This is a genomic window from Streptomyces sp. NPDC044002, from assembly GCF_056434525.1.
Map to the genome: position 1 here is coordinate 249,957 of NZ_JBWKEZ010000002.1, position 22,311 is coordinate 272,267.

Here is a 22,311-nt window from a genome sequence, read left to right on the forward strand (position 1 = left end):
GGGCTGTTTAGGATCAAGGCGACGGCATCGCGTGTCGGTCACCGACCGGGTGAGGCATGGAGGTGCCGTGACTGCCTTTCGGAGGCATTCACCCATGTCGGTCCAGCTGAACCACACGATCGTCCATTCCCTCGACAACAAGGTGTCCGCCGCTTTCCTCGCGGACGTCCTCGGTCTCGAAGTCGGCCCTGAGTGGGGCCCGTTCGTCCCCGTGTCCACCGCCAACGGCGTGACCCTGGACTTCGCGACCGTTCCGGCCGAGTCCATCACGCCGCAGCACTACGCGTTCCTGATCTCGGAGGAGGAGTTCGACTCCGCCTTCGAGAAGATCCGGGCTTCGGGGGTCGAGTACTTCGCCGACCCGCACCGCAAGCACCCGGGCGAGATCAACCACAACGACGGGGGCCGCGGGGTGTACTTCATGGATCCCGCCGGGCACGCGATGGAGATCATCACCCGCCCGTACGGCGGCTAGTACGGCCTCCGGCCCGGCCCTCACGGGCCGGGCCGGAGCGGGCCGGGCCGGGCCGGAGCGGGCCGGGCCGGAGCGGGCCGGGCCGGAGCGGCTCAGCCGAAGAGGTCCGCGAGCAGCTCGGGGCCGATCGGGATCGGTGCCGGGCGGTGGGCGGGGGGCTGTTCGCCCATCAGCTCGCGCACCAGGAAGTCCCAGCAGCGGGTGCGGACGTAGGCCAGGTGGTCGATGAACGTGTGCTCGGCGCCCGGCACGATGAACAGCTCGAAGTCCTTGCCGGCGGCAATGAGCCGGTCGGCCAGGCGGAGCGTCTGCTCGGGATGGACCTGGTCGTCCATCTCGCCGTGGATCAGCAGGAGCCTGCCCGCCAGGCGGTCGGCGAGGTCGACGCTGGAAGTGCGGGCCCAGGCCTCGGGGTTGTCCGCGCCGTCGTAGCTCTCCACGAAGCCGGCGTTGAAGTGGCGGGCGTCGTGCGAGCCGGAGAGGGCGACCCCCGCGCTGTAGACCTCGGGGAAGTCCAGCATCGCGCGGGCGGCGGCGAACCCGCCCCCGGAGTGGCCGAACACGCCCACCCGGTCCAGGTCCATCCACGGCCGGGCCTCGGCGAGCTGCCGCAGCGCGGCAACGTGGTCGGCCAGGTTGCCCGCGTCGGCCAGGCGGCCGGAGGAGGCGTCGTGGAAGGCCTTGCTCCGTCCCGGGGTGCCCCGTCCGTCGAGGGCCACCACGACGAAGCCCAGCGCGGCGAGGGGCTCCGCGTCGATGCCCATCCCGCCGGGGTCGAAGGAGGGGGTGACGCGGGTGACCTGCGGGCCCGGGTAGACGTTGTCGACGACCGGGTAGCGCCGGGCGGGGTCGAAGCCCCGCGGCAGGTACAACACCCCGTAGAGGTCCGTCTCCCCGTCGGCGGCCTTGACGCGGAACCGCTCCGGCGGCGTCCAGCCGGTGGCGGCGAGCCCAGTGACGTCGGCGCGCTCCAGCTCGACGAGCACCTTCCCGGTCCAGTCGCGGACCGTCGTCACGGGCGGGGTGTCGACCGTGGACGCGGAGTCGATGAAGTACGCCCGGTCGCCCGGCAGGGTGGCGACGTGGTCCAGGGCGTCGTCCGTGACCTTGGCGAAGCCGGAACCGTCGAGGCCGGCCCGGCACACGGTGCGCCGGTACGGGTCCTCGTCGACCAGTCCGGAGGCGGTGAAGTACACCGTCCGCCGGGCCTCGTCGACGTGCAGGATCTGCCGCACCGCCCATTCCCCGGAGGTGACCTGTCCGAGCAGGGCCCCGGTGTGCAGGTCGTACCGGTACAGGTGGCCCCAGCCGTCCCGCTGCGAGTACCACAGCACCTCGTCGGTCAGCACCCGTACGATCGGCGGCTCGTACGCCCACTGGTTGGGCTCCACCCGGGTGGCGCCGGTCTCGCTGAGCACGGTGGTGACCTCGCCGGTGGCGGGGTCCAGCCGGTGCAGGGTGAGCGTGCGCTGGTCGCGGGGCCGGCTGAGGTAGTACACGGCCGAGCCGTCCGCGGCCCACCACGCCCACTGCGCGGCGACGGGCGACATCACCGGCATGAACAGGGGCTCGGCCTGCGCGCGGACCACCGTGCCCGTGGCGACGTCCAGCACGACCAGTTCGGCCCGCGGTACGTGCTCGTCGCCGGGGTGGGCGAACCGCTGGGTGTGCGTACGCGGCGCGCCGCCGTCCGCGGGCCTGGCCTCGATCAGGTGCGTCTCGCGGACCTCGCGCTCGTCGGTGCGGTGGGTGAGGACCTTGGTGGAGTCGGGCGACCAGACCACCGCGGGCGGCAGGTACGGCAGGCCTATCTTGCGCAGCAGGGTGCTGTTGGCGGTGCATTCCGGGCCGGTGCCGTACTGGTGGCCGGGAGCGCCGTCGGTGGTCAGCGCCCACTGGCTGCCGTCGGACAGCGAGCGGGCCCACAGGTCGTGGCCCTGGCGGTGGACGGCGGTCTTCCCGTCGGGCGACGTCACCTCCAGCGGGTTGCCGGGCGGCGTGAACTCGGCCCGCTCGCAGGTGTACGCGTCCAGGTCGCAGCGCCAGTACTCGCCGAACGCGTCGAACTCGACGGCGTTGCCGAGCAGGGCGATGCCCGTGAAGGGCAGTGCCCCGGGGTCGGCGTGCAGGCCCGAGGCCGCGGCCAGTGCGGCGGCCAGCCGGGCGTGGTCGAAGGCGGGCTCGCGGGTGCCGGCTGCCGGGTCGGCCAGGACGAACCGCTTGCCGGCGCCGCTGTTCACCGCGTACCAGAAGCGGGTGCCCCCGTCGGTCCACTGCGGCCTGACCTTGTCGCCGGTCACCAGCTCGCCCGGGGCTGCGACCCGGCGCAGCAGCTGCTCGGCGGCCTGGTAGTCCTGCGTGGTGCTCATCGTTCTCGTTCCTTCGTGGGTTCTCGTGTCGGGGATGGCGCGGCCGGGGATGGCGCGGCCGGGGTCAGAGGCTGCGGGCGGTGATGTCGCCGTAGGAGGTGGTCGCGTGGATCTTCAGGCCGGCGTCGGCACCGTCGGTGTTGCCGAGCGAGTTGTGGATCCGGCCGTGGCCGGTGCCGGCGTCCAGGGAGGCGGACACCCCGTGGGCGGCGCCCACGGAGATCTCGCCGTGCTCCGTGGTGAGGGTGACCGTGCCGGTCACGGCCTCGGTGATGCTGATGTCGCCCTTCCGGGTGCTGATGTGGGCGGAGCCGCCCAGGCGGCCGACGGAGACGTCGCCGGCCTGGAGCACGAGGCGGGCGCCCGCGGTCTCGGCGAGCTCGACCGTGCCCTGTGCTGCCTCGAAGTCGACGTCGCCGAGCCGTCCGGTGCCGTGGAGCTCGGCAGCGGCCGTCCTCGCCTCGACGCGGGAGCCGGCGGGCAGGTGGACGGTCACCTCCACGGATCCGGAGTTGCCGAGGACCTTGTTCTCCACCGCGGGGGCCGTGATCCGCAGGACGCCGTCGCCGTACACGACGGTGGTCTGCTCCGCCGCGCGGACGTCGCGGGCCTTGGAGGCATCCGCGGGCAGGACCTCGACGGTGGTGTCGGTCCTGTCTGCGGCGACGAACCGGATGCGGCCCGCGGGGACGTCCAGGACGGCGGCCGGTGCGCCGGGGGTGTCGAACTTCTGCATGGTGTTCTCCTTCAGCTCGTTGTTGCGGGTGACGGTGTTCGTGGGTCGTGCGTGGGTCAGGGCCCGGCGACCGGGGCGAACTGGTCCTGGGTCAGTACGGGTCCGCCGGCGGCGGTTCCCTCCGCCGCGGCCCCCTTCGCGGCCTCCTTGGCGGCCGCCTCGGCCTTGCGGCTCCGCAGGAGGCAGAGGGCCAGCAGTGCGGCGCCCAGAACTCCGCAGACACCGACCAGGAACGTGGCCGACATCGCGGAGGTGAAGGCTTCGCGGGCGGCGGCGGCCAGCCCCTCGTCCCCGGTGCGGGCGGCCTCCACGAGCGCCTCGGAGACGGCGTGACGGGCTGCCGCGGGTGCGTCCTCGGGCATCTCGGAGGTGTACGTGCCCGACAGGACCGCGCCGAGCACCGCCACCCCGAGGGCGGCGCCGGCCTGCTGGACGGTGTCGTTGACCGCGGACCCCACACCGGCGTGCTCGGCGGGGACGGCCCCCATCAGGGCACTGGTGGCGGCGGGCATCACCAGTCCGGCACCCGCGCCGATCAGGAGCATCGCGGCGGTCAGCGGCCCCCATCCGGCGCCCGAGGACAGTCCGGTCAGGACGGCGGACCCGGCTGCGATCAGCAGCAGCCCGAGGACCACCATGATCCGGGTGCCGGTCTTCGCCAGCAGCGCGGCGCCGATGCCGTTGGAGGCCAGGGCCGCGACGGCGAGCGGGGTGAAGGCCAGGCCGGTCTGGGTGGGTGTGTGGCCTAGGACGAACTGGAGGTACTGGGTCAGCACCAGCAGCAGGCCGCCGTTGGCGAAGGTCAGCAGCACCAGCGACAGGCTGGAGCCGGTGAACACCCGGTCCCGGAACAGCGCGAGCGGGACCATCGGGTGTGCCGTGCGGGTCTCCCACACGGCGAACCCGGTCAGGGCCAGGACCGCCAGGGCGAGCGTGACCTGGGTGCTCGTACGCTCCAGGCCGTCCTCGGGCAGCTCGGTGATCGTCCACACCAGCGCGGTCATCCCCGCGACGGACAGCACCATGCCCAGCGGGTCCGCCTTGCGCCAGGGTCCCTTCGACTCCGGCATCAGGGCCAGCGCCGCGACGATGGCCAGGACCGCGACCGGGATGTTGACCAGGAAGACCGCGCCCCACCAGTACGCGGAGATCAGCCAGCCACCGAGCAGCGGGCCGCCCACGACGCCGAGCATGGAGACGGACCCCCAGGCGGCGATCGCCCGGGGCCGCTCGGCCTCGTCGAAGACGGTGATGAGGATGGACAGGGTGCTCGGCATGACCAGCGCACCGCCGACGCCCATCAGCACACGGGCCAGGATCAGCTGACCGGGGCTGCCGGCGAGGGTGCCGAGCACGGAGGCGGCTCCGAACAGTGCGAGGCCGATGACCATCACGCGGCGGCGGCCGAACCGGTCCGACAGGCTGCCCGAGGTGAGGAGCAGTCCGGCGAAGACCAGGATGTAGGAGTCGATGATCCACTGGATGTCCTGCGCGCTCGCCCCCAGGTCCTCGGCGAGCGGCGGGATGGCCACGGTGAGCACCATGTTGTCGATGACCAGGACCAGTGTGCTCAGGCACAGCACCACCAGGATGAGCCAGCGGCGCGGACCGGCCTGTTGCGACGTTCTTATCTCGTCCACGGAAGACTGGGATCCTTACGAAGAAGTGCGTTCGGGGGCGCCGGCCGGCGGCACCCATTCGGTGAGCTGGACCACGACGCCGTTGGGGTCGGTGAGCTGCAACAGCTGCTCACCCCACGGCTCTTGCCGGATGCTGCCGTCCATGACGGCGCCCTCGCGGCGCAGCCGTTCGTACTCGGCCGTGAGGTCCGTGACGGTCAGGGTCACGGCCACATCGGCCAGCCCCTGGCCGCGCCAGGCCCGCGGCAACTGCTCGGGGTCCCGTTCGGACAGGGCTATCTCGGCGGAGGTGTCGTCCCGGCGGAGGCAGACGTATCCCTCCGCCGACTCGACTTCGTGGAAGCCCAGATGAGTGGTGAAGAACCGGCTGGATGCGTCCACGTCATCCACGGTCAGGGACACCTTGGTGGTGACGACGTTCATGCACTGAGCATCCGGTGTGGACAAGATGATGATCAACGGTTGATCATGCAACGCTGGTTAAGCCTGGGGTTAACGAACATGCGGGGGCGTGGGGGCGCGTGGAGCTGCGCGACATCGAGATCTTTCTGACGTTGTCGGAGGAGCTGCACTTCGGACGGACCGCCGAACGGCTGCACGTATCGGCGGCGAGGGTCAGCCAGGCCATCAAGAAGCAGGAACGCTCCATCGGCGCCGAGCTCTTCGAACGGACCAGCCGCCAGGTACGGCTCACCCCGGTCGGCGAGCAGCTCCGCGACGACCTGCTCCCCGTCTTCCGGGGGCTGAAGGCGAGCGTGGACCGGGCCCGGCTCACCGCACAGGGCAAGACGGACGTCCTGCGAATGGGTGTGATGGTCACCAACGGCCACGAACTGCGGCCCTTCTGGGACGCATTCCGCTCGCTGTACCCGCAGTGGGGCCTGCGGATCACCCACAACGGGTTCATCGATCCGTTCGGGCCGCTGCGCAGGCGCGAGATCGACCTGCTGCTCGCCTGGCTGCCCTTGGAGGAACCAGACCTCACCTCGGGCCCGGTGCTGTTCGAGGAGTCCCGGGTCGCGGCCGTGGCGTGCGACCACCGGCTGGCGGTCCGGCCGTCGGTGTCCTTGGAGGTGCTCGCCGACCACGGGGTGGTCGGCGGGCCGTCGCTACAGCCCGATTACTGGTCGCACGAGTTCACGCCCTTCCATACGCCCAGTGGCCGGACCATCGAACGGAACTTCTCCGTCACGGATCTGGACGGGTTGTACACGATCATCTCCTCGGGTGATGCCATCCATACCCTCGGTGCTCAGGTAACCCGCTTCCACATGCGCCCCGACATCACCTACGTGCACGTCCACGATGCCCCGGTGCTGCGCTGGGGGCTGGTCTGGCGGTCGGACGACGACAACCCGATGGTCCGGGCCTTCGCGGGCCTCGCACGCGAACTCGGGACGATGTCGCTGTAGGGAATCCGGACGAATCGACGATCAACGCCTGGTCATGCACCGCTGACCGGGCCGGAGTTACTGAGCAAACGGGGACGTGGGGCGCGTGGAACTGCGCGACATCGAGATCTTCCTGACGTTGTCGGAGGAGCTGCACTTCGGACGGACCGCCGAACGGCTGCACGTATCGGCGGCGAGGGTCAGCCAGGCCATCAAGAAGCAGGAACGGTCCATCGGCGCCGAGCTCTTCGAACGGACCAGCCGCCAGGTACGGCTCACCCCGGTCGGCGAGCAGCTGCTCGGTGATCTGCGGCCGGTGTTCCGGAGCCTGAAGGAGAGCGTGGACCGGGCCCGGCTCACCGCACAGGGCAAGACGGACGTCCTGCGGATCGGCCTGATGGTCACCAACGGCCACGAACTGCGCCCCTTCTGGGACGCGTTCCGTACGCGGCATCCGCAATGGGGGCTGCGGCTGAGCCACAACGGCTACATGGACCCGTTCGCCCCGCTGCGGCGCGGCGAGATCGACCTGCTGCTGTCGTGGCTCCCGGTGGAGGAGCCCGATCTGACTGTGGGGCCGGTGCTGTTCGACGAGCCCAGGGTCGCGCTGGTGGCCAATGACCACCGGCTGGCCGGCCGCTCCTCGCTGACCCTGGAAGCGCTCGCGGACCACGGAATCGTGGGTCCGGACGGACCGCAGCCCGACTACTTCGAGGACGCCTTCGTCCCGTTCACCGCGCCCAGCGGTCGTACCATCGAACGGAAGTTCCTGGTCACGACACTGGACGAGCTGTACACCCTGGTCGCCGACGGGGAGATCATCCACCTCCTGGGCAACCAGGTCACCCGCTTCTACGTCCGGCCCGACGTCACCTACATCCCGGTCCGCGACACGCCGCTCCTGCGCTGGGGCCTGGTCTGGCGGTCGGACAACGACAGCCCGATGGTGCGGGCCTTCGCGGGCCTCGCACGCGAACTCGGGACGATGTCGCTGTAGGGAATCCGGACGAATCGACGATCAACGCCTGGTCATGCACCGCTGACCGGGCCGGAGTTACTGAGCAAACGGGGACGTGGGGCGCGTGGAACTGCGCGACATCGAGATCTTCCTGACGTTGTCGGAGGAGCTGCACTTCGGACGGACCGCCGAACGGCTGCACGTATCGGCGGCCAGGGTCAGCCAGGCCATCAAGAAGCAGGAACGGTCCATCGGCGCCGAACTCTTCGAACGGACCAGCCGCCAGGTACGGCTCACACCCGTCGGCGAGCAGCTCCGCGACGACCTGCTCCCCGTCTTCCGGGGGCTGAAGGCGAGCATGGACCGGGCCCGGCTCACCGCACAAGGCAAGACGGACGTCCTGCGGATCAACCTGCTGGTGTCCAACGCACAGGAGCTGCGGCCCTACTGGGACGCGTTCCGCTCCCTGAACCCGACGTGCGGGATACGGCTCCGCTACAACGGGTTCATCGATCCGTTCGGGCCGCTGCGCAGGGGCGAGGCGGACCTGCTGCTCGCGTGGCTTCCCGTCGAGGAACCGGATCTCACCGTGGGCCCGGTGCTCTTCGAGGAGCCCCGGGTCGCGGCCGTGGCGGCCGACCACCGGCTGGCGGTCCGGTCCTCGGTGTCCCTGGAGGTGTTCGCCGACCACGGCGTGATCGGCGGGGAGTCGCTGCAGCCCGACTACTGGCAGGACGCGTTCATGCCCTTCTACACGCCCAGCGGCCGGACGATCGAGCGGAACTTCTGCTTCGCCAGTGATCTGGACTCACTCTTCATGATCATCTCCTCGGGTGAGGCCGTCCACTCCTTCGCCTCCCAGGTCACCCGCTTCCATGTGCGGCCCGACATCACCTACCTCCCCCTCCACGACGCCCCGAAGCTGCGCTGGGGCCTGGTGTGGCGCTCGGACAACGACAGCCCGATGGTCCGGTCCTTCGTACGCATCGCCGGCGAACTCGGGACGATGTCCCTCTGAGGGGCCGGCCGGTCACGGCAGGTAGACGATGCTGGGGGCGCCCGTCGTCGGGTGGGTCCCGACGCGGGTGCGGACCCCGTAGACCTCCGCCAGCAGTGCTTCGTCCAGTACCTCGCCCGGCGTTCCCGCTGCGACGACCCGGCCGGCCGACAGGACGTACAGCCGGTCGCAGAAGGAGGCCGCGAGGTTGAGGTCGTGGAGGACGAGGAGGGCGGTCGCGGGCAGGCCGCGGACCAGGCCGAGCACCTCCAGCTGGTAGCGGATGTCGAGGTGGTTCGTCGGCTCGTCCAGGGCCAGCAGGCCCGGTTCCTGGACGAGGGCGCGGGCGACGAGGGCACGCTGGCGCTCGCCGCCGGAGAGCTCCTCGAAGCGCCGCTCCGCGTAGCCGGCCGCGCCGACCCGCTCCAGCGCGCCGGCCACCTGGCGCCGGTCCTCCGGGCCGTCCTGCTCCCAGAAGCGCTTGTGGGGGCTGCGGCCCATGGCGACGACCTCGCGGACGGTCAGCCCGAAGGTGCCGGTGGCGTCCTGCGGGACCACCGCCACCCGCCGGGCCCGCTCCTTGGCGCCGAGCGCCGCGGCGTCGGCCCCGTCGAGGAGCACCCGGCCGGCGGTGGGCCGCAGGGTGCCGTAGACGCAGCGCAGCAGGGTGGTCTTGCCGCTGCCGTTGGGCCCGACCACGCCGACCGTCTCGCCGGGGCGGGCGGTGAGGTCGACGCCGTGCAGCAGGGTGTGCCCGTCCACTGCGTAACGCAGGGCCTCGACGGTGAGTTCCGCCGGTCGGCGCGTCATCCCGCCACCCCCTCGGTGCGGCTGGTGCGGCGCAGCATCCACAGGAAGAACGGCCCGCCCACCAGCGCGGTGACCACCCCGACCGGGACCTCCTCGGGGGCCGCCGCGGTACGGGCGACCAGGTCGGCCAGGACCAGGAAGACGGCCCCGGCGAGCGCGGCCACGGGCAGCAGTGCCCGGTGGCCGGCGCCGACGGCCATCCGGGCGGCGTGCGGGACCATCAGGCCGACGAAGCCGATGGCCCCGCTGTAGGCGACGAGCACCCCGACCACGAGGGAGGTGAGCACGAACACGGCCGCCCGGAAGCGGCCGGTGTCCAGGCCGAGGGTGCGCGCGCCCTCCTCCCCCGCGAGCAGCAGGTCCAGCGGCCGGGCCAGGGCGGTGAGCGCGGCGGTGCCGGCGATCAGCGCGGCGGCCGGCAGGGCGAGTTCGTCCCAGCGGGCCGCGCCGAGACCGCCCAGGGTCCAGAACAGGGCGGTGCGCAGCTGGTCGGGTTTGGCTGACAGGACGAGGATCAGGCTGGTCAGCGCGGACAGGATGTACTGCACGGCGACCCCGGCCAGGATCAGCCGGCCGGTGGTCATGGTTCCGCCGCGGCGGGCCAGGGCGTAGACGGCGACGAGTGCGGCCATGGACCCGGCGAAGGCGGCGGCCGGCAGCCCGGCCCCGCCCACGGCTCCGGCAGCGCCCGCGCCGGACACGATGACCAGCACCGCCCCCGTCGAGGCCCCGGAGGAGGCCCCGAGCAGGAAGGGGTCGGCGAGCGGGTTGCGCACGAGGGCCTGGAGCACGGCTCCGGCCACGGCCAGCCCGGCCCCGACGACGGCTCCGAGCAGGACGCGCGGCATCCGCACGTCCCAGACGATGGAGGCGAAGGCCCCTCGTGCGCCGGGCCCGCCGAGGACGATGTCGAGGACCTGGCCGGGCGGGATCCGTACGGCCCCCAGGGCCAGCCCGGCCACCATCGAGACGGCGAGCGCGGCGGTGAGCAGCACCAGCGGGAGCCCGCGCCTCACGGGGCGTCGGGGTGCAGCTGGCGGCCGAGGGACTCGACGGCGTCGGCGACGCGCACGCCGAGCACGGCGGAGGAGAGCGGCAGCACCACGAACCGCCGGTTCTTGACGGCGGGAACCTCCGCCAGCGCCGGGTCGTTCAACAGGCGCTGCTTCTTGGCCTCCACGGTGGTGCCGCCGTAGTCGTAGATGAGGACGACCTCGGGCGCGCGCTCGATGACCTTCTCCCACGGCACGTCGCCGAAGGTGTCCTTGAGGTCGGCGAACACGTTCGCGCCCCCGGCGAGGGAGACGATCTCGTTGCCGATGCCGCTGCCTCCCGAGGTGAAGGCGGAGGCCTCGCCGGAGTCGTAGACGAAGACCGACGGCCGGGCCCGGTCCTTGACCCGTGCGGTGACGGCGTCGACGCGCCGCTGTTCCTCCCGCACGAGCGCCTCGCCGCGCTCGGGCACGCCGAAGGTCCGGGCGACCTCGGTGATCTCGGTCTTCAGCTGTTGGAGCCCGACCGGTCCCTGGGTGCAGTACTCCACGCTCAGCCGGGTTCCGATGCCTGCCTTGGCCAGCGTTTCGCGGTCCCGGCCCTGCCCCTTGTCGAAGGCGCTGGCGTAACCTCCGTACACGAAGTCGGGGTTGGCGCCGAGCAGCACCTCCTTCGACGGGTACTCCTTCGCCAGCACCTTGATCCTGTCGTAGGCGGGCCGGTAGGCGGGCAGCACGGAGTCGTCGAGGTAGGCGGTGCCGGCCATCCGGTCCTGGAGTCCGAGGGCGAGCATGATCTCGGTGGCGTGCTGGTTCATGGTGACGGCGCGCTCGGGCGGCGCCTGGTAGGTGCTGCTGACACCGCAGTTGGTGACGGTGTACGGGAACCCGGGCGCGGCCTGCGCCCCGGCTCCGGGCCCCTCGGCCCCGGACGGCCCGCCGCAGGCGGCGAGCGGCACGACAAGGGCGAAGGGCAGGAAGGAGCGCACGGCGGCGCGGACACGCGACATGGTGAGGCCTCTCCGGGGGATCCTCGTCCCCGGTCGAAGTGAAGAGGCGGTGCGTCAGTGTCTGACTCCCGGCCCCCACGCGCACGCGGCGGCCGGTCACAGTGGCGGGACCGCACCGGATTCACACCGGTTTCCTGTCCTGCACCGCCGGGACAACCCGGCCAAGTCTGCCAGATGCGGTCGTCACGCCCGGAAGGGGTGGTGACGGACTCAGGAGAGCGGCCGTCCCCCGTCGCGGAGCAGTTGGTCGTCGGAGAGGTTGTCCGCCCTGTCCCGCAGCCGAGCCCGGAGCTCCGCGGACAAGTGCCAGACGACCTCCGCCTTCCGCATCTGCGGGAGCTGCTTCAGTTCCCCGTACCCGGCGTCGGCGTCGTAGGTTTCGAGGGTGCGGGCCACGCCGTGGGCCCACCGGGAGTCCCAGACGGCGGCGGCTTGATGGCGCGGAAGGGACTCCAGCAGGTGGTCGGCGTCGATCGTCGACACGACGAGTGCGGCCGCCAGATGGCGGTGGACGTGATGGGCCCTGCCGCTGAACTCGTCCGCCAGCAGCATCCCGGAAACGCGTTCCACGAGGGGCCCCTCCTCGTAGCGCTGCAGGAGGTCGGCCAGCCGCCGGTCGTCCATGTACCGGAGGAGACCGACCCGGGTGTCGGGCGAGAACGCCTCGTAGACGCCGAATCCGAGGTCGGAACCGGTGACCAGCTCGACCAGCCGGTGCGGCCGCAGCGCGCTCAGGACGTCGGCGACCTGTGGCAGGCCGACGCCCTTGGCCGTACACAGGAGGCGCAGTTCCTCCGGCGGTTCCCACAGGGCGACGACGGCGGTCGTGAGGAATTCGAGGGGCATGTGGTCGAGGAGCGCGAGCCGGGCGCTCGGATTGCCGATCAGCAGCCAGGTGACGAACTCCTGGCCGGTCACTGCCCGCAGGACGCGTGCGGCCGTCCCGGGCGGCATTCCGCCGGATGACAGCAGGGTGGTCATGACATCGGTGGGGAGACGTGTGGCGAAGCCCTCCAGGACGTCGAGCTGGAAGGTGAACTTCCCCCCTCCGTCGAGTTCTCCGACCAGTCGGAGCGTCTGTTCCAACGTCAGTCTGGAAAAGAGCCCCGTACACCACGTCTGCGGTGCCGCCAGCGCAAGGCGCCGGGCGCTCACCGCGTCCATGGCCAGCAGCCGTTCGACGGCGAGCAGCTCGTCGATGGACAACAGGACGTCCACTGCCACCGACGATTCCAGGAGCGCCATCCGTGCCGCCGCCGGACCGGTTTCCATGGTCGCGACGACCGAGGCGCGCTCCTCCGCGGACATCTCTCCGAGCATCTCGGCCGCCTTGGAGACCGGCAGGGCCGCCAGCTTCCGGGCCGTCACCTCGACGGGGTCCCGTCCGATGAACATGTTCCCCTGGGCGACCTGGTAGACGCGGCTGTCGTCGGCCGCCTCAATGTTGACGCTGATGCTGCGCGATTCTTCCGTGTTCATGATCCCGAGATGTTCATTTCGCCTTGGCCGAGTTGGTACACGCGCGCCTGGCCGGACGCCTTGGCGACCTGGCGGACGTCGCCGCTCCAGGTCTTGTGCGTCGAGGCCCCGCCCTCGCTCAGGGACGCGACGATGCCGCGCAGCTCCTCGGCCACCGCTTCCCGCGCCGCTCCCGCCCGGGACTCCAGCAGGTCTTCGAGGCGTGCCTGCCAGCTCCCCTCCTGCAGGATGCGGATCCGGGCGGACTGTTCGGGCGGGGCGTCGGCGATCACCTGGGCCGTCCGTTCGAGCCGCTCCAGTTCAGCGGCGGCCCGCTGGACGTCGCCGTCGCCCATCAGGGCCGCCAGGCGGTGCCGGAGACCCGCCCAGGCGTCGGTCCCGGCAGCCTGGATCACTGCGGTAGCGCACGACGCGGCCACCGCCGCCAGCGCCTCTGTCAGCATGCTTCCTCCCCGGCGATTGCGTGGACCACGCAATGTACCGATCGGCGGTGCCGCGGGTGCCTCGATCCGTGGAAATGACCTCTGCCGGAGGACGGCCGGGCCGCGGGAGGACCTCCGGCCGGGCGGGCGCCCGCGGTTCAGTCTTCGGACAGGCCTTCGGCCCACGGCTTGGGCTCGGCAGTGAACACGTGGGCCGGCCCGACCTCCCAGGAGCGAGGGGGGTGTTGACCCCTGAGGTAGTTGAGCGGTGTTCTGAGGAGGCCCCGTTCCTCCATCGCCCGGCGGGCCTGGTCCATCAGGCCGAGCGGCACGGCGGCCGCGTCGGTGTCCTTGAACTCACGCAGGAGGACGATGCCGGCCCGGTGGAGGTATTCGATGGCCTTGGCGTACTTGCGCGCGTCGTAGAAGTGCCGGCCGATCCTGCCGCAGACGGCGGCGTGGGCACGCAGGTTCCCCGATTCCTCCAGGAGATCGGCGGCCCTCTGCAGCATCCGGAGGGCCTCGCGCCGCTGGCGGGCCGTTCCGTCGATCAGGCACTGGCCGGCCCCGCAGAGTGCCGCGCCCTGGAGGCCGGTGTTCTCTGCGGCTTCGGCCAGCTGCAACGCGCGCTTGTGGTAAGACAGGGCCTCTTGTGTCTGCCCCGCGAAGCTCACGAGTTCGCCGAGGGAGTTCAGTACTTCGGCCTCGCCGTCCAGGTCCCCGCGCTGCCGGTACACCTTGATCGCTTCCGTGTAGGCGTGCCGCGCGGCATCGAACTCGTCGGCGGCGACCAGCGTGTCGCCGGCGTTCTTCAGACACATGGCTTCGAGGCGGGTGTCGCCCAGCGCGAGGAACTCGGCCGCCACCTCCCGGTAGATGACGTACGCCCGCTCGAACTCACCCCGCTCGTAGTGGATGCCGGCGATGTTCCCGAGGGTCTTGGCGCGTCCCGGCCGGTCGCCCAGTGCGGCGAAGATGTCGTGGGCCTCCGTGTACTGGCCCAGCGCCTCCTGGTGCCCGCCCAGCTTCCGCAGCCAGCCGCCCCGGACGTTCAGCATTTCCGCCTCGGTCGTCCGGTCGCCCGCACGTCTGGCCGCGCCCACTCCCGCCTTCGCGCAGGTCGCCAGCTCGTCGAAGCGGTGGTGGTGCAACAGCAGCCGGCACACCGGCAGGGCGAGTTCCGCGGCGTGCCGGTCGAGTCCGGCCGACACTGCCATGTCCACGCCCGAGACGAGGTTGGCGCATTCGGCTTCGAACCACTCCCGGGAGGCCTTGCGTCCCGCACGCAGGTGAAGGGCGGAGCCCGCGCCGTTCGTGTCTTCGACGGCGATCCGGGCCATCCGCGCGTACTCGTCGAGCAGCCGCCGCTGCGCCGCCTCCCGGACAGCCTGCGGGAGCCGTCGGGCCAGGGCCGTGGCCTCGCGGCGGGCGTGGGGGTGCAGTCGCCAGCGGTCGGAGCCGACCCGCTCCTCCGCCACGAGGTGCGCCCGGGCGAGAGCGGCGAGCCGGGAACGGATGTCGTCCCGGTCCGGACCGGCGAGGTGGCCCGCCTGCCGCGACGTGATGTCCGGACCGGTCACCAGACCGAGCAGGGGCAGCAGTTCCGCGGCTTCGGGACCGAGGCGCAGGTAGGTCTCGTCGAAGCCGCGCCGCAGGGGGCCCAGCCTCGGCCCGTCCGCGCGGCCGCCCGCCCTGTAGGAGTCGAGTTCATTGGTCAGCTTGTCGAGGAGTTCCTTCGCGGTCAGCCCGCCGTCCTGCGAGAAATGGTGCGCGATCGCCGTGATGGCACCGGGCAGGTACCCGCTCAGCTCCAGCAGCCTGTGGAGGTGGTTCATCTCCTGCGGTGTGATGGACTCGACGGAGCCGATGCGGGAGAGGCGCCGCTGCTCGACGGCGTGGTGCAGCAGCAGGAACGAGTCGGCCGGATCGAGCGGCTCCGTCACCACGGTGCGTGCGCCGACGATCGGCAGCAGTTCACGGCTGGTGACCAGGAGCCGGTGCTCACCGCTGCCGGGCACCAGGAGGTCCACCTGGTCGGGCCGGGAGGCGTTGTCGGCGACCACCAGGACCGGACCGCGCGCGGCGGCATGGTCGTGGAGCAGGGAGCGGTAGAGGGCGGTGCGTTCGGCGTCGGACTCGCCCGTTTCGGCGGAGTGCCGCATTCCGAGCGAGAAGAGGGCCGAGGCCAGTGCCTGACCGCGGCTGAGGGGCCGGCCATCGTCGTGCTCCAGGTCCACGAAGACGACGCCTCCGGTGAAGCGCCCCCTCTGCAGTGCCTGCCGGGCGGCAGCCGTGGCGAGGGCCTGCTTTCCGGAGCCGGCGAACCCGGTGATCAGCGCGATGTTGGTGAAGCCGGGCCCCTCGGGGGCGGCGAGGAGGAACTCGCTCAGGGCGTCGAGCTGCTCGGCGCGCCCGACCAGGTACGCGGGTGCCTGCGGCAGAGCGGCCATGGCAACCGGGGCGGGCCCGTCGAACACGATCATGTCGCGGCCGGCCACCAAGGCCTGGCCCGTGCCGCTCACATGGGTGGTGAAGTGCATACCGGAGCCGACCGGTTCGGGCTCCTGGTTCACCGGCCCTCGATCCGCGCCCGGGATCCGGCGGTGACGTTCATGACGCCCTGACCGAGCTGGTGGACGGTGCCGTGGTCCTCCGCCACCGCCTTCATGGTCACGTCGCCGGTGTACGCCTGCTCCTGACCGGTGGCCGGCAGCAGGAAGCCGCCGGCCACGAGTGTCCGCAGCTCGGCGGCCGGCGCGGGCCCCGCCGCCAGGAGCGCCCGGAACCGCATCTGCCAGGCCGTGACCGCCGTGCGCCGGGCCACCAGGTCGGCGGCGGCGCCGGACACGAGGAGTTCGTCGCGCGTCTCGGCGAGCCCGCTCTCGACCATGTCGGCATCCTCCCGGCGGTACCGGCGCCACAGCCGCACCACTGCGGCGCAGACACGCTCCCAGTTGCCGGAGGGCACCTGCTGTACGAGCAGGGTTCCCGCCCTGTCGGCGAGGTCGAGTGCTTCCGGGTCCAAGGCGTCCCCCACAGGCAGGCTCATGGCGTCAGCAGAGGAGCATAGGGACGCGCGTGGCCTCCCATGAGGAAATCGCGCTCTTCGCCCTCCTGCGGGGCACACCACCGGCTTGTCCCCACCCTGTCCCCACCCTGTCCCCAGGAGAAGACAAAACGGGCTCCGGGAGTGTTCTCCCGGAGCCCGTTCTACGTGAAATGCCTGGTCAGGCATGGCAGGGGTAGCAGGATTCGAACCTACGACATCTGGTTTTGGAGACCAGCGCTCTGACCAGCTGAGCTATACCCCTTCGGTGGGTCACACCCTGCCATGAAGCAGCCGGAAGATCCAATCCATTTTCCGCGTCGCCGGTGGCGGGAGCGGGGCGGGCGGAGGATCGTGGGCGGGGAGGGGGTGGGCCGCCGAGGCCGGGAGGAGTCGTGCGCCAGCGTCCGGGGCGTCTGCTGGGGCCCCTGCTCATGCTGCTGCTCGTCGGTGCCGGGCCCGACGGGTCCGGGGAGACCGTGTCCCTCGACGGGGACCGGCCCGGGGAGCGGCTCGACGTGACCCTGACCCGGGTCGTCGACCCCGCGGGCCGGGCGGACGCCGAGCGGCTGGTGGCGGTGGAGCTGCGGCTGGAGAACACCGGGTCGGTGCCGTACGAGGACTCCCCCGCGCCGGCCGCGCACCTGCTCGACACCGGGGGGCAGCGGTTCACGGGGACGGCCGCCGCGACCGGGGCGGGGCCGAGCCTGCCGGACACCGTGACCCTGGCCCCCGGGGACTCGGCCTCGGGCTTCGTCACCTTCCGGGTTCCGGCGGACGCCGGTCTGGCGGCCGTGCAGTTCGCACTGGACGCGGGGCTGGGCGACGACGTCGGGCACTGGAGCCTGTCCTGAGGCGTCCCGAGGCGGGGAGTCAAGGGGACGGAATCAGCCGGAAGTTGCTGTGACGCGTGTAGTGACTTAGCAGGTGTTCGCCAGTAGAACTTGTTCCCACTCCGTCGAGAGTGAGGAACGTCACATGAGTGACAAAAGCCTGCACAGCAAGGTATCCAGAGGTGTTTCGCGCCGTGGATTCATCGCTGGAACTGGTTCTATTCTCGGAGCGGTGGCGCTGACGGTCAACGTGACCCCGGCCCATGCTGAACCGGCCACCACCACCGCCGCCCCTGGGCCCATCGAATCCGGGGCCGGCGTCCCGGTCCTCGTGATCGGCACCGGCTACGGCGGCTCCGTCGCCGCCCTCCGGCTCGCCCAGGCCGGGGTCCCGGTGCACATGGTCGAGATGGGCATGGCCTGGGACACCCCCGGCAGCGACGGCAAGATCTTCGCCAACACCACCAAGCCCGACTACCGCTCGTACTGGCTGCGCACCAGGACCAAGGCGCCGCTCAGCAACTTCCTCGGCTTCCCCATCGACAAGGACGTCCCCCGCTACACGGGCATCCTCGATGCCGAGGAGATGGGCGGCATCATCGTCTACCAGGGCCGCGGCGTCGGCGGCGGCTCGCTCGTCAACGGCGGCATGGCCGTGACCCCCAAGCGGCAGAACTTCGCGGCCATACTGCCCACGGTGGACGCCGAGGAGATGTACCGGACCTACTACCCGCGGGCCAACGCCGGGCTCGGGGTGGGTCTGATCGACCCGGCCTGGTTCGAGACGGTGGACTGCTACCAGTTCGCCCGCGTCGGCCGCAAGCACGCCCAGCGTTCCGGGTTCCCGTTCGTCTTCGTCCCCGACGTCTACGACTGGGACTACATGAAGCAGGAGGTGGCGGGCACCGTCCCCAAGTCCGCGGTCGACGGGGAGATCCTCTACGGCAACAACGCGGGCAAGAAGTCCCTCCAGCAGACCTACCTGGCCGCCGCCCGGGCGACCGGGAAGGTCACCATCTCGCCCCTGCACCGGGTCACCACCGTCTCCCCCTCGGACGGTGGCGGCTACACGGTCGTCATGGAGCAGCTCTCCACCTCCGGGGACGTCCTCGCCACCAAGACCGTCACCGCCGCCCGGGTGTTCTTCGCGGCCGGCAGCGTGGGGACGAGCAAGCTGCTGGTCCGGCTGAAGGCGACCGGCGCGCTGCCGAACCTGAACGACGAGGTGGGCAGGGGCTGGGGCGACAACGGCAACGTCATGTGCGGCCGCGCCAACCACATGTGGGACCCGACCGGGAAGGTGCAGGCCTCCATCCCCTGCGGCGGCATCGACAACTGGGACGCGGGCGGCGCCTTCGCCGAGGTGGCCCCGCTGCCGACGGGGATCGAGACGTACGCGTCCTTCTACCTCTCCATCACCAAGAACCCGAACCGGGCGCGGTTCTCGTGGAACGCGGCGGCGGGGAAGGTCGAGCTGGACTGGCAGACGGCCTGGAAGCAGCCGTCCATCGACATGGCGAAGACCATCTTCGACAAGATCAACGCCAAGGAGGGGACGATCTACCGCACCGACCTCTTCGGCACCAACAAGGTCTGGGGCGACCACCTCACGTACCACCCGCTGGGCGGGGCGGTGCTGGACAAGGCCACGGACAACTACGGCCGGCTGCACGGGCACCCGGGCCTGTACGTCATCGACGGAGCGCTGATCCCCGGCAACACCAGCGTGAACCCGTTCGTGACGATCACGGCCCTCGCCGAGCGGAACATCGAGAAGATCATCGCCACGGATCTCTGAGCGGGTCTGCGAGCGGACCGGCTCCCGGGGCCGTCCGGATCCTCCGGGCGGCCCCGGGCCGTGCCTCGGGCGCCGGGGCGGCCTCACGTTCAGCTGCCCGGCAGCACGCAGACGCTGTCGAGGCCCAGTACGTGGTTGAGCCGGCCGAAGGCCAGCCAGGAGCCGATGCTCATGCTCAGCTCCACGATCTCCAGCTGGCTGTAGTGCGCGGTCATCCGCGCCCAGAAGTCCTCGTCGAGGTTGTGGTGGTCCAGGGCGTACCGCTCGGCGTACTCGGCGGCGAGCCGGGTGCGGTCGTCGAAGGCGTCCGTGGTGCGCCATTCGGTGACGGCGTCCGCGAACTCCTCCTCGACCTTCTCCCCGTCCCGGTCGGTGCGCCAGTCCAGGCAGAAGACGCAGCCGTTGATCTGCGCGACGCGCAGCCGCGCCGCCTCGAACTCGCGCAGGCCCAGGGTGGTGTGGGCGTAGACGGAGAGGGAGAAGTTGGCGGCGGCCATGCCGATGCCGGGGACCATGTCCCCCCACACGTACTCGATCGGGTGCTGTCCCTCGGGGATGTCGATCCTCATGGCTGTTTCCTTCCGAGTCTGCCGGCTGCGGGCCGCAGCGGGACGTCCAGGGCGTCGTAGAGGCCGGGTTCCGCGGCCACCAGCCAGTCGATGGCGCCCACCAGGCGGCCGACGGCGGTGGCGTTCCCGCCGGCCGAGCGGTTCTCGCCCTCGTCGGTGGCCTCGACGGTCACCTCGATGCGCGGGCGGCCCTCGATGACCACCCGGTGCGCTCCGGCGCCGCCGTCGGGGGGTACGGGCCAGTCGGGGGCGCAGGAGGCGTGGATGCGGGTGACGTGCTCGATGACGATGCGGGGTTCGCCGCCGACGATGCCCTGCACCTCGAAGCGGATGGCGCCCTGGGTGCCGGCCTCGAAGACGCCCATGGAGGGGGTGGTGACCGTGGTGTCGAGGGCGCGGCGCTCCGAGGTCTCGCGTATCCCGTCGAGTTCGACCTCCAGGGCGCGGGCCATGAGCCGGATCTGGCCGCCCCACACCATGGTGGGGATCGAGGGCATCAGCATCATCGGCTCGTAGTCCATGGGGTGGCCCATGCCGACGAGGTGGCGTACGGAGTCCGGCTGGTCGTACGTGGAGTAGTCGAAGATCTCCTGGCAGCGGATGGCGTCCACGGTGGTGCCGAGGCCGCTGATCAGCAGCGGGAGCACGTCGTTGCCCCAGCCGGGGTCGACGCCGGAGGCGAAGAGGGAGCCGCCGCCCTCGGCGATGGCGGCCAGGACGGGGTCCCGGAACTCCGGCGGGGCGCTCCGGTGGTCGTAGAGGGGGTAGAGGGCGGGGCTGACGACGACCGCGCCAGCGGTGATGGCGCGGGTGATGTCGGCGAGGGCGTCGTCGGGGCGGACGTCGCCGGAGGCCGCGTAGACGAGGGCGGCCGGGCGGGCGGCGAGCACCACCCCGATGTCGCGGGTGGCCGCCACCCCCAGCCGGTGGCCGAGTCCGGCGAGTTCGCCGGCGTCGCGGCCGGCCTTCGCGGGGTCGTGGACGATGACTGCCGTGAGTTCGAGCGCCGGGTGGGCGTCGACGGCGCGGATCGCCGCGCGGCCGACGTTGCCGGTGCCCCAGACCACCGTGGGAATCATGCGCGGAGGGTAGCGAGGGGGCGTGGAGGTGCCCAGCGTCGTGAAGGAGGTTTTTCGGACGGCCCCCCGGCCGTTCCCCGGTCGGGGCGGACACCCCCTTGACCCGGATGGTCCAGACCAATACGTTCCCGGGTGGGACGGGCGCCGCCGGTGCAGGGCAGCGCCCGTCCCCGCACGGCTCAGGAGCACCACTCCCCCGCATCCGCAAAGGAAGCCCATGCGCCCCATGCGCCCTCACCGCCCCATGCGCCGCAGCACTCTCGGCCGACTGGCCGTCGCCGCCTGCTCCCTCTCCCTGCTGACCGCCTTCGCGCCCGCGGCGGCCGCCGGGAGCGGGGACCGGGATCCGGCAGGCTCGCACGACCGCTCGTACCGGAAGGTCGGCTACTTCACCCAATGGGGCGTCTACGGGCGCGACTTCCAGGTCCAGGACCTGGAGGCGAACGGCACGGCCGCCAAGCTGACCCACGTCAACTACGCCTTCGGCAACATCGGCGCCGACGGCAAGTGCTTCACCGGCAACGTGGCCGGCGAGGCCGACGCCTGGGCCGACTACGCCCGCCCGCTGGACGCGGCGAACTCCGTGGACGGCGTCGCCGACACCGCCGACCAGCCCCTGGCCGGGAACTTCAACCAGCTGAAGGAGCTCAAGGCCAAGCACCCCGGCCTCAAGGTGCTGATCTCGCTGGGCGGCTGGAGCTGGTCCACCCACTTCTCCGACGCCGCCCTCACCCCCGCCTCCCGCAAGGCCCTCGTCCGCTCCTGCATCGACCTCTACCTCAAGGGGAACCTGCCGCAGGACGGCGCCCGGGGCGGTGCCGGCGCCGCCGCCGGGGTGTTCGACGGCATCGACCTGGACTGGGAGTGGCCGGGCTCGGAGGGCGACGCCGACACCAAGTTCCGGCCGGAGGACAAGCGCAACTTCGCCGAGCTGGTGCACGAGTTCCGCACCCAGCTCGACGCGTACGGGCGCGAGCGTAAGCGCTCGTACGAGCTCACGGCCTTCGTCCCGGCCGCCCCCGCCAAGATCGACGCGGGCTTCGACGTCCGCCGCATCATGCGCGACCTCGACTTCGTCACCCTCCAGGGCTACGACTTCCACGTGTCCGGGGAGAAGACCACCGCCCAGCAGTCCGCGCTGTACGCACGGGGCGACTTCAGCGTCGACGGCACGGTGGAGTCCTGGCTGCGGCGCGGGGCGCCCGCGCGCAAGCTGGTGGTCGGCATGCCGTTCTACGGGCAGGGCTGGACCGGGGTCACCGGCGGCGGTGACGGCATGGGCAGGCCCGCCACCGGCCCGGCGCCCGCGAAGTGGGCCGCCGGCTACGCGGACTACAAGGAGCTGAAGGAACTGGCCGCCTCGGGCACCTTCCAGGTGCACCGCGACCGGCGCGGCGGCCACGCCTGGCTGTTCGACGGCACCACCCTGTGGACGTACGACGACCCGCAGGTGCTGCGCACCAAGGCCCGGTACGTCCGCGAACAGGGCCTGGGCGGCGCCATGTTCTGGTCCCTGGACGCCGACACCGCCGACGGCGAGCTGACCACCGCCGTCGACCAGGGCCTGCGCGGCCGCTGAGCCGGCGCAGCAGGGACCAGGCGCCGCCGAACGGGGCGCCACCGAACCGGGGGGGGGGGGGGGGGGGGGGGGGGGGGGGGGGGGGGGGGGGGGGGGGCGGGGAGGGGCGGGGGGGCGGGGGGGGGGGA

The 22,311-nt window shown here is 71.7% G+C and carries 20 protein-coding genes, 1 tRNA gene and 1 riboswitch; of the genes, 7 read left to right on the forward strand and 14 right to left on the reverse strand.

Annotated elements, in window-relative coordinates; translation table 11 throughout:
• Nucleotides 1–94 precede the first annotated feature (94 nt).
• Nucleotides 95–475: a VOC family protein gene (locus AC07A6_RS02675; protein ID WP_386275648.1), complete on the forward strand. Its 381-nt coding sequence runs from the start codon at nucleotides 95–97 to the stop codon at nucleotides 473–475.
• Between the two features lie 92 nt (nucleotides 476–567).
• Here AC07A6_RS02675 and AC07A6_RS02680 read toward each other — a convergent pair whose 3' ends face one another.
• The 4 genes from AC07A6_RS02680 to AC07A6_RS02695 all read right to left on the reverse strand — a co-directional run bounded on the left by AC07A6_RS02680 (nucleotide 568) and on the right by AC07A6_RS02695 (nucleotide 5,643).
• Nucleotides 568–2,844: a S9 family peptidase gene (locus tag AC07A6_RS02680; protein WP_478775774.1), complete on the reverse strand. Its 2,277-nt coding sequence runs from the start codon at nucleotides 2,842–2,844 to the stop codon at nucleotides 568–570.
• A 64-nt stretch (nucleotides 2,845–2,908) separates the two neighbouring features.
• Nucleotides 2,909–3,580: a DUF4097 family beta strand repeat-containing protein gene (locus tag AC07A6_RS02685; protein WP_478775775.1), complete on the reverse strand. Its 672-nt coding sequence runs from the start codon at nucleotides 3,578–3,580 to the stop codon at nucleotides 2,909–2,911.
• A gap of 56 nt (nucleotides 3,581–3,636) precedes the next feature.
• Nucleotides 3,637–5,220, reverse strand: a complete 1,584-nt coding sequence (locus AC07A6_RS02690) for an MFS transporter (RefSeq protein ID WP_478775776.1) — start codon at nucleotides 5,218–5,220, stop codon at nucleotides 3,637–3,639.
• A 15-nt stretch (nucleotides 5,221–5,235) separates the two neighbouring features.
• On the reverse strand, nucleotides 5,236–5,643 hold the full coding sequence (locus tag AC07A6_RS02695) for a VOC family protein (RefSeq protein WP_478775777.1): 408 nt from the start codon (nucleotides 5,641–5,643) through the stop codon (nucleotides 5,236–5,238).
• A 98-nt stretch (nucleotides 5,644–5,741) separates the two neighbouring features.
• Between AC07A6_RS02695 and AC07A6_RS02700 the strand changes: the two genes are divergently transcribed.
• The 3 genes from AC07A6_RS02700 to AC07A6_RS02710 all read left to right on the forward strand — a co-directional run bounded on the left by AC07A6_RS02700 (nucleotide 5,742) and on the right by AC07A6_RS02710 (nucleotide 8,587).
• Nucleotides 5,742–6,632: a LysR family transcriptional regulator gene (locus AC07A6_RS02700; RefSeq protein WP_478775778.1), complete on the forward strand. Its 891-nt coding sequence runs from the start codon at nucleotides 5,742–5,744 to the stop codon at nucleotides 6,630–6,632.
• Between the two features lie 85 nt (nucleotides 6,633–6,717).
• The gene (locus tag AC07A6_RS02705) at nucleotides 6,718–7,608 is read left to right on the forward strand and encodes a LysR family transcriptional regulator (RefSeq protein WP_478775779.1); all 891 of its coding nucleotides are present in this window, start codon (nucleotides 6,718–6,720) and stop codon (nucleotides 7,606–7,608) included.
• Between the two features lie 85 nt (nucleotides 7,609–7,693).
• Nucleotides 7,694–8,587: a LysR family transcriptional regulator gene (locus AC07A6_RS02710; RefSeq protein ID WP_478775780.1), complete on the forward strand. Its 894-nt coding sequence runs from the start codon at nucleotides 7,694–7,696 to the stop codon at nucleotides 8,585–8,587.
• Between the two features lie 12 nt (nucleotides 8,588–8,599).
• Here AC07A6_RS02710 and AC07A6_RS02715 read toward each other — a convergent pair whose 3' ends face one another.
• The 8 genes from AC07A6_RS02715 to AC07A6_RS02750 all read right to left on the reverse strand — a co-directional run bounded on the left by AC07A6_RS02715 (nucleotide 8,600) and on the right by AC07A6_RS02750 (nucleotide 16,590).
• Entirely contained in the window at nucleotides 8,600–9,376 is a 777-nt protein-coding gene (locus tag AC07A6_RS02715; protein WP_362458048.1) for an ABC transporter ATP-binding protein, read from the reverse strand.
• The gene (locus AC07A6_RS02720) at nucleotides 9,373–10,392 is read right to left on the reverse strand and encodes a FecCD family ABC transporter permease (protein ID WP_478775781.1); all 1,020 of its coding nucleotides are present in this window, start codon (nucleotides 10,390–10,392) and stop codon (nucleotides 9,373–9,375) included. The genes AC07A6_RS02715 and AC07A6_RS02720 overlap by 4 nt, the downstream gene beginning before the upstream one ends.
• A complete protein-coding gene (locus AC07A6_RS02725; protein WP_478775782.1) occupies nucleotides 10,389–11,378 on the reverse strand; it encodes an ABC transporter substrate-binding protein in 990 nt (329 codons plus the stop codon). The genes AC07A6_RS02720 and AC07A6_RS02725 overlap by 4 nt, the downstream gene beginning before the upstream one ends.
• 35 nt (nucleotides 11,379–11,413) lie before the next feature.
• A riboswitch (cobalamin riboswitch) is annotated at nucleotides 11,414–11,551 on the reverse strand.
• 37 nt (nucleotides 11,552–11,588) lie between these two features.
• A complete protein-coding gene (locus AC07A6_RS02730; RefSeq protein WP_478775783.1) occupies nucleotides 11,589–12,857 on the reverse strand; it encodes a magnesium and cobalt transport protein CorA in 1,269 nt (422 codons plus the stop codon).
• On the reverse strand, nucleotides 12,854–13,300 hold the full coding sequence (locus AC07A6_RS02735) for a hypothetical protein (protein ID WP_478775784.1): 447 nt from the start codon (nucleotides 13,298–13,300) through the stop codon (nucleotides 12,854–12,856). Before AC07A6_RS02735 ends, AC07A6_RS02730 begins: the two co-directional genes overlap by 4 nt.
• A gap of 137 nt (nucleotides 13,301–13,437) precedes the next feature.
• Complete coding sequence (locus AC07A6_RS02740) at nucleotides 13,438–15,852, reverse strand: tetratricopeptide repeat protein (protein ID WP_478775785.1); 2,415 nt, start codon at nucleotides 15,850–15,852, stop codon at nucleotides 13,438–13,440.
• Complete coding sequence (locus tag AC07A6_RS02745; protein ID WP_478775786.1) at nucleotides 15,849–16,328, reverse strand: hypothetical protein; 480 nt, start codon at nucleotides 16,326–16,328, stop codon at nucleotides 15,849–15,851. The genes AC07A6_RS02740 and AC07A6_RS02745 overlap by 4 nt, the downstream gene beginning before the upstream one ends.
• Nucleotides 16,329–16,513: 185 nt before the next feature.
• Nucleotides 16,514–16,590 (reverse strand) — tRNA-Trp (locus AC07A6_RS02750).
• 130 nt (nucleotides 16,591–16,720) lie between these two features.
• Here AC07A6_RS02750 and AC07A6_RS02755 point away from each other — a divergent pair.
• Nucleotides 16,721–17,179, forward strand: a complete 459-nt coding sequence (locus AC07A6_RS02755) for a DUF4232 domain-containing protein (RefSeq protein ID WP_362458060.1) — start codon at nucleotides 16,721–16,723, stop codon at nucleotides 17,177–17,179.
• 124 nt (nucleotides 17,180–17,303) lie between these two features.
• The gene (locus AC07A6_RS02760) at nucleotides 17,304–18,956 is read left to right on the forward strand and encodes a GMC oxidoreductase (RefSeq protein ID WP_478775787.1); all 1,653 of its coding nucleotides are present in this window, start codon (nucleotides 17,304–17,306) and stop codon (nucleotides 18,954–18,956) included.
• An 89-nt stretch (nucleotides 18,957–19,045) separates the two neighbouring features.
• Here the strand turns inward: AC07A6_RS02760 and AC07A6_RS02765 are convergent, their stop codons facing one another.
• Together AC07A6_RS02765 and AC07A6_RS02770 are read right to left on the reverse strand one after the other, a co-directional pair.
• On the reverse strand, nucleotides 19,046–19,525 hold the full coding sequence (locus AC07A6_RS02765; RefSeq protein ID WP_478775788.1) for a carboxymuconolactone decarboxylase family protein: 480 nt from the start codon (nucleotides 19,523–19,525) through the stop codon (nucleotides 19,046–19,048).
• Nucleotides 19,522–20,604: an NAD(P)H-dependent amine dehydrogenase family protein gene (locus AC07A6_RS02770; RefSeq protein ID WP_478775789.1), complete on the reverse strand. Its 1,083-nt coding sequence runs from the start codon at nucleotides 20,602–20,604 to the stop codon at nucleotides 19,522–19,524. Before AC07A6_RS02770 ends, AC07A6_RS02765 begins: the two co-directional genes overlap by 4 nt.
• A 244-nt stretch (nucleotides 20,605–20,848) precedes the next feature.
• On the opposite strand from AC07A6_RS02770, the gene AC07A6_RS02775 reads away from it, so the two are divergent.
• Nucleotides 20,849–22,183, forward strand: a complete 1,335-nt coding sequence (locus tag AC07A6_RS02775) for a glycoside hydrolase family 18 protein (protein ID WP_362458356.1) — start codon at nucleotides 20,849–20,851, stop codon at nucleotides 22,181–22,183.
• Nucleotides 22,184–22,311 lie beyond the last annotated feature (128 nt).